Origin of the sequence: Deinococcus aerolatus (assembly GCF_014647055.1) — a bacterium.
GTDB classification, from domain to species: domain Bacteria; phylum Deinococcota; class Deinococci; order Deinococcales; family Deinococcaceae; genus Deinococcus; species Deinococcus aerolatus.
Map to the genome: position 1 here is coordinate 1 of NZ_BMOL01000043.1, position 6,331 is coordinate 6,331.

At 62.1% G+C, this 6,331-nt stretch carries 9 protein-coding genes; all 9 read left to right on the plus strand.

Translation table 11 applies throughout. The features are described from left to right. Window positions 1–295 precede the first annotated feature (295 nt). On the plus strand, window positions 296–436 hold the full coding sequence (locus tag IEY31_RS18170) for a hypothetical protein (protein ID WP_188974368.1): 141 nt from the start codon (window positions 296–298) through the stop codon (window positions 434–436). 39 nt (window positions 437–475) lie between these two features. After that, a complete protein-coding gene (locus tag IEY31_RS18175; protein ID WP_188974369.1) occupies window positions 476–823 on the plus strand; it encodes a tyrosine-type recombinase/integrase in 348 nt (115 codons plus the stop codon). Window positions 824–831: 8 nt separating this feature from the next. Continuing rightward, a complete protein-coding gene (locus tag IEY31_RS18180; protein WP_188974370.1) occupies window positions 832–1,482 on the plus strand; it encodes a hypothetical protein in 651 nt (216 codons plus the stop codon). A gap of 160 nt (window positions 1,483–1,642) precedes the next feature. Next, on the plus strand, window positions 1,643–1,921 hold the full coding sequence (locus tag IEY31_RS18185) for a type II toxin-antitoxin system RelE/ParE family toxin (protein ID WP_188974371.1): 279 nt from the start codon (window positions 1,643–1,645) through the stop codon (window positions 1,919–1,921). An 83-nt stretch (window positions 1,922–2,004) separates the two neighbouring features. Further along, window positions 2,005–2,325, plus strand: a complete 321-nt coding sequence (locus tag IEY31_RS18190) for an XRE family transcriptional regulator (protein ID WP_188974372.1) — start codon at window positions 2,005–2,007, stop codon at window positions 2,323–2,325. A gap of 158 nt (window positions 2,326–2,483) precedes the next feature. Further along, window positions 2,484–3,257, plus strand: coding sequence for a recombinase family protein (locus IEY31_RS18195; RefSeq protein WP_229723766.1), 774 nt, complete (start codon window positions 2,484–2,486; stop codon window positions 3,255–3,257). A 209-nt stretch (window positions 3,258–3,466) separates the two neighbouring features. After that, window positions 3,467–3,634, plus strand: a complete 168-nt coding sequence (locus IEY31_RS18200) for a hypothetical protein (protein ID WP_188974373.1) — start codon at window positions 3,467–3,469, stop codon at window positions 3,632–3,634. A 267-nt stretch (window positions 3,635–3,901) separates the two neighbouring features. Next, window positions 3,902–4,570 carry a hypothetical protein gene (locus tag IEY31_RS18205; protein ID WP_188974374.1) on the plus strand — a complete coding sequence of 223 codons (669 nt, stop codon included), beginning with the start codon at window positions 3,902–3,904 and terminating at the stop codon, window positions 4,568–4,570. A gap of 174 nt (window positions 4,571–4,744) precedes the next feature. Further along, window positions 4,745–6,331 (plus strand): diguanylate cyclase (locus IEY31_RS18210; RefSeq protein ID WP_188974375.1); only part of this gene is annotated, 1,587 nt, incomplete at its 3' end.

Sequence of the window (6,331 nt, forward strand, 5' to 3'; positions counted from 1 at the left end):
TCAAGCTGCTGAGGACTCCATTTCCCATGCCAGACAGAATTTAAAGGCAAGATGTCCGGTACAGAGCTGACATCTTTGTGTGTTGAGCAGAGCTGTGGGAAGCTGTGCTTGTCACTCCCCCTCGGGCTGTCAATCCTGTTGACATCTTTGACCTTCCCAGGTCGGACTGCAAATTCTGGCCGGCTCGAGGCCCTTCGATCAGGCGCAACAGTCTCTGAGGCCATTCAAAGCCTGCACACAAAATCCCGCCGAGCGAACTGGGCTGTGATCACCTCTCCCTTTTCAGGAGGTTTGTATGGTTGTGCCCGGCATCGATATTGGAAAAAGCGAGCTGTACGCCAAGGAACGGCGCGTGCCTTTGTCCGAAACGGCCCGCAGTGCCCTGACGCGCTGGCTGCGGCTGCGGCGGATGTCCGGCAACCCAGTCAGCCCGTAGGTGTGGTCTCCCCTGTCGGGCAAACGATACGGTCAGCAGATGCAGGCACGCAGCATCGGGGCCATGCTGGACGCCGCCGCCCGCCGCGCGGGCCTGGATGTGGCGAAGGTCAGCCCACACAAGCTGCGCCACACCTTCGCGACGGCGCTGATCGAGTCGGGGCGGTCACTCGACGAGATCCGGGTGCTGCTGGGCCATGAGTCCATTCAGACCACGACGATCTACGCCCACACGTCCAGTGCGCGTGTTGCAGCTGCGGCCGCCCCGCTGCCGGATGTGGTGGGCCTGTCTGTCCGAGGGCACCAGCCAACAGCCAGATGGCACGTTGATCCGTCTCCAGGAGTCAGGGGTCCCAGGGGGCGGGAGATACCGTTCGACTGGCTGTAAGGTGAGGGATGGCGTTCGATATCCACCAATCCCTCTTTGATCCTCACGGCGAGCTGGATGATGATGCCCGCGTCGCGTACCAGGATGCCCTCATCGAGCAATTCCACGCCTCACCCGAAGGGCAGGCCCACTTCCAGGAAAACGACACTCCGGGCAGCTGGACGAACGTCTTCCTCACCTACGCCGTCACGCACGGCGGCGTCACGCCGGCGAAGATGACTGTGGCGGACCTCGACGAGGTCCTGCTGAATATCTTCCCGCGTCAGGTCTCCACCACACCCGACAGTGCCCCGGAGATCGTCGCCGAGTTGCAGGCCCTCTGGTACTTCCTCGGCCGCGAGTACGCGTTGCCTCAGGCACCCGAGATTCTCGAGTCCCTGGGCGACGGGGCGGCCGAGTCGCTTGCCCAGGAACTGGGCAACCCCAAAAACTTTGGACCGGCCAAAAGCATGATGATGCTCGGCGCAGAGCGCGGCTTCGACATGACCAGTGAAGCGGGCATCCGCAGCTGGATGCAGACCTACAATGCCGAGCTCGCTCAGGGAAGAGGAATTCCGATTCCCCTCCGCGGGGAACGTACCGCCGCCGCAAAGAAAGCCCACGCCAAGATGCGGCGCAACATGGCCAAGGCCAGCCGCAAAAAGAACCGGAAAAAGTAGGCGCTGCAAACAGAGGTTGATCGGTGGTCAGGGTCAGAATGAGGTGGTCAGGTCTCGAGACTTAAGGTTGGCGGCCAAGGCGGTTGGTCCAGTTGCGTCATACGCTCCGTTTTTAAATTTATACCTCTTGTGTTCTATGACACTGAAGGTATACTGAGGCGTGCCGTGGGAGATCATTCTGCTTTCAGAAGTAACGGAGTGGTACCAGGGTTTGGATGAACCCACCGCCAACCTAGTCACGGCAGCCGTCGACCTGCTGGCCGAGTCCGGCCCGTCCCTGGGGCGCCCCCTGATGGACACCCTGCGCGGCTCTTCACTGGCCCATCTCAAGGAACTGCGCCCTGGTTCAGTGGGCCGCAGCGAGATGCGCATCCTGTTCGCTTTCGATCCCCGGCGGCAGGCCATCCTGCTGACCGCCGGCGACAAGGCCGAGCGCTGAAAGCAGTGGTACGTCCAGCACATCCCTGTGGCTGAGCAGCGCTATGGGCGCTGGCTGGCTGGTGACTACGACGAGGAGGAAACATGAAAGCCCAGAACTGGAAAGCTGTGCGCGCTGGGGCGGTGGCCGACGGACGCGTGAACGAGAAGCGCGTGGCAGAGCTGAAGGGTAAGGCGCTGGCCCAGGTGCGCGCCCACCGCCTAGCGGAGGTCCGGAGCGCCACCGGCCTGAACCAGGAGGAACTATCACGGCGGCTGGGTATCTCCCAGTCACGGGTCTCGCGCATCGAGCGCGGAGACCTGGAGAAGACCGAGCTGGCCACCCTGCGCGCCTTTGTGCGGGCGCTGGGCGGCGACATCGAGGTCACCGTCAAGCTGGGGGAGGAACGCTTCCTGATCGGCTGACCGTACGGCGCTGACTGCTGAGTGTCAGGCGGAGGAACGCTGCTCTCGGCACGTGAGCATGTGGGTGCCACGGGCGAGTTATCCGGTGGACGATGCCTGATCAGTGATGTCATCACCTGTGTGGCCTGCTGCGAGGGCACCAGCCCAGCGCGGCTCCCATGAGTCCATGCCCCTGTGCCTACCCCTGCCGTCGCCTACTACCGGGTCTCCACCGCCAAACAAGAGCCCAGCAAGCCGCCGTCCTCGCCTACGCCCGCAGCAAAGACCTGGCGCTCGCGCTTGAGTTCACTGAAGTTAAAACCGGAACCCGCAAACGCCGGCGCCCTCAACGTGAAACCGCCCTCGAACAGACCCGCCGCGTCGGTGGCGTCCTCCTGATCGCCAAGCTGGACCGGCTGGCCCGCAACGTCGCCGTCGTTGCCACCCTGATGGAGTCCGGCGTCCGTTTCGTCGCTGTCGATATGCCTGAGGCCGACAACCTCACGATCCATGTGATGGCCGCCGTCGCAGAAAGAGAGGCTCAACTGATCTCAGCCCGGACCAAAGCGGCTTTGGCGGCGAGGAAAGCTCGGGGGCTCAAGCTTGGCAAACCGGAGAACCTCACCCCCGAAGCCCGGCAGGCTGGAGCGGCGGCATCCAGGGCCAGGGCCATCTCAGACATGCGGACCGTTGCGGCGTACGCGGGTGCGCTGCGCAGCCAGGGCCTCAGTCTCCAGGCCACGGCCGCCCAGCTCGAGGCCCACGGCTTCAAGACCCGTAAGGGGCGGCCGTGGAGCGCTGCACAAGTTAAACGGGTGCTGGACAGGCAAAACACTGTTCTGGAATTGCCTCGAAAATGTGGAAGCGAAGTTGAGCAGCGGCCGCTGCTCCCAGTTACAAGCAACCGCCGCACGCAGCAGGCGCTTCGGCAGCGTGCACAAGCATGGTGTTGACCAGCACTGCCGTGAATACCTTGCCCCTTCCCGTAGTACGGCCTTTGGTGTTCAATCGCGCCATGGTGACCCGTGGGGTCGAGCAATTGTCTCACAGCAGACGCACTTGGCTCTTGGATGGACGTTCAACAGTCTTTACATGGGCGGATCACGCCGCCGCAACTGGCGCAGATAGCCGTCAGTCAGGCTGGCGGAGGTACGATAAGGGCTTGACCATGCACCACACTTCCCGTCCCCTGTCGCCCCACGAACATCTCCGTCAGCTCCACCACGTCTATGGACCGCTGAGTCCCGCGTTTGTCGCTGAAGAACTGCACGGCACCCTGGAAGAGGCCGAACATTACCTCTACGGCCCCTACGCCGCCGGGTACTGCTAGGTCAGCCTGGCGGATCTGGCCTTCCTGTCGGCCATGAATGTGGCTGCATTGAAGCGCTGGGTGCGGCGGCATCACCTCCAGACAGCCTCCCTACAGGGTCAGGGGCGCACTGCGCCCCTCTACCTCTATCTGGATGATCCCCGCTCCTTGCTGTCCTTGGCGCCAGGCACCCAGGAGGCGACGGCAGAGGCGCTGCCCCGTGTGAAAGGAGAAGACCTGGGACCTGCCTCCATCCCGAGCCCGGTCACCCACACAGCTCTGGTGGATGTGGACTGGCAGTTGGCGCGGCAGGCCGCCTGGCCCATGACGGTGGAACGCCTGGCCGAAGCGGTCTACAGCTCCCGTTCTCTGCAAGCCCAGCAGCAGACCCGCAAAATCCTGCGGCGCTGGGAATCCCAGGGGAGAATCGTCTGCTTTGCCCGGGGCCTGTATGACCTGGTGCGCCCGTCCCTGGTGCTGGACCAGGAACGTTATGGAAAGAGTGTGTTGCCCAGAGAGGACCTCCAGAAGCTGCGCACCCACCATCCGGAGCTGGCCCACTGGGCTGGTGGGCCCCTGGCAGCGGCCTGGCGGGCCTACAGCCGTTTCTACGCGAACACCCTGCTGCCTGTGGCGGACCGTGGGGAGCCCACACTGCTGGAATACCTGATGGTGCGGCAGTTGAATCCAGAGTGGGTGCCGGGCGAGGTGGACGCCCGGTATGAGGAGCTCTGCCGGGACGCGGCGTTCTACCGTCTGTTGCCTGCGGCGCCCCAGCGGGCGCTGGAGACGCTTCCGCCTGTGCTGACGGTGGAGAATGTTGAGGCAGGCCTGATCGACTTCACAGCGGCCGCCGAGGCGACGCGGCTGAAGATGCAGCGCAAAGGCAGCAAGGGGCAGACCTCAGGCAGGGGCCGGAGAACAGCCGCCGCTACAGGTGTGCAGGAAAGGGTGTAGATCTGCATCATGGTGGTCCAACGATGTTTGCGTCCAAAAGACGCTTTTCCCCAGGTTCAACTGAGTCAAGGGTCCCCCATTTGGCGTAGAACCGCAAAAGTGTAACGCTGTACTTTTGCAGTCATGTACTCTCAATTCGTTCCTGGGCAGTTTGGGGAGCGGAGGTTTTACTAGGTGTCCGAAAGCACAGAACAGCTCAGTCTCCTGAAGCGACAGGCTTACCTCGTGGCCCTCCCAGCCACGCTGCTCATGGTTCTGCTGACGCTCGCCCTGAACATCAATAGCACGCCCGATCCATTTAATCAGGTGGCCCTTCCCCTCCTGGCCGCTGTCCTGTTGGGACTGAGCGCGGCGCTTTACCTCCGCCTGGTGCCACTGCGCTGGATCGAACACGGATTCTATTCGGTTGTGGCAGTCAGCTTTCTCGCCAAGCTGGGTTCTCTCTCGCTCGGCTCCCCGCTGGGCATCTCAGATGCACAGATCGCCCAGGTTTATATCTGGTCCCCTTTCATCTACCTGCTCAGCTCTCTGATCTACACCGTCCGGCAAGCTCTGCAACGCTCCCTGATGATTTACGGACTTAGTTTGGCCGTGGGGCTGTATACGGTGGCTTTAAGCGGTTTCGAGGGCCTGGGAAATTTCGCTCGCCTGGTGGAGTTCTATCTGGCAAGTGGATTGTGGATGGCGATGCTTTACATTCTGGGCACCCTTAAAACCCGTCTCGCGCGCATGACTACCCGCATGAGTGAAATGGAGCGTATGGCCCACCGTGACGCGCTCACTGGAGTCGGCAACCGCCGTCACATGGAAGTTCGTTTAACACAGCAGCTCGAGCAATTTCAGCGGTACGGCATGGCGTGGGCGGTGATCCTGCTCGACATCGACGATTTCAAGCGGGTGAATGATCTGCATGGACACGAGGTGGGCGACTATGTGCTGCAACAGGTCGCTCAGCTCGTGCAGCACGATCTGCGTGACACGGATCAACTCGCCCGCTGGGGCGGTGAGGAATTTCTGATCGTGGTCCCACAAACCGATCTGTTCCATGTCCAGGCTCTGGCAGAACGGATTCGGTCACTGATCGGTCGATCGCCTTTCAATGGAGTTGGTTCCATTACGGCCAGCTTCGGTGTGGCCGCCTATCGGGACGGCGAAAGCATCCTGACCCTGATGCAGCGGGCTGACGAAGCCCTTTACCGGGCCAAACATGCTGGCAAGAACCAGGTGAAGGTGGCCCGGTTGACCACCGACGCTTTGCTCCTGCCTGAGCTTCATAATCCTTTTCCGGTGCGGACACCCGACCTAGACCCAGAGCTGTGCCAGGAAGTCTCGGACTGGCTGCAAGTCTTTGGCCTCGGTCCCCGGGATGCCCATTCCCGGTATGCGTTCGCCGTGGACTTTGTGGGCCTCGCCGCCGCTTTACATCCTCACGCGTCCAGGGCGGGTCTCCGGCAGACGGCAGACTGGTACAGCTTGATGTTTCTGCATGATGACCGCTGTGATTCCTCGGGCGTCGGCAAAGATCCAGTGCGTTTGCAGGGCCTGACTGAACGCCTGCTGTCCATTTTTCAAGGCAGTCCCCCAAGACCCGACGACGAGCCGTTGGCCCAGGCACTGGGCGATTTGCGTGGACGTCTGCTGTCGTATGGAGGGGCGCACTGGTTACAGGAAGTCACAGAGCAGATGCGAGCCTATGGTAGTGCTCCAGAAATCCCGACAGAAAATGGCCCACCCGTTGAGAGGGTCGGGCACACTGGAGGG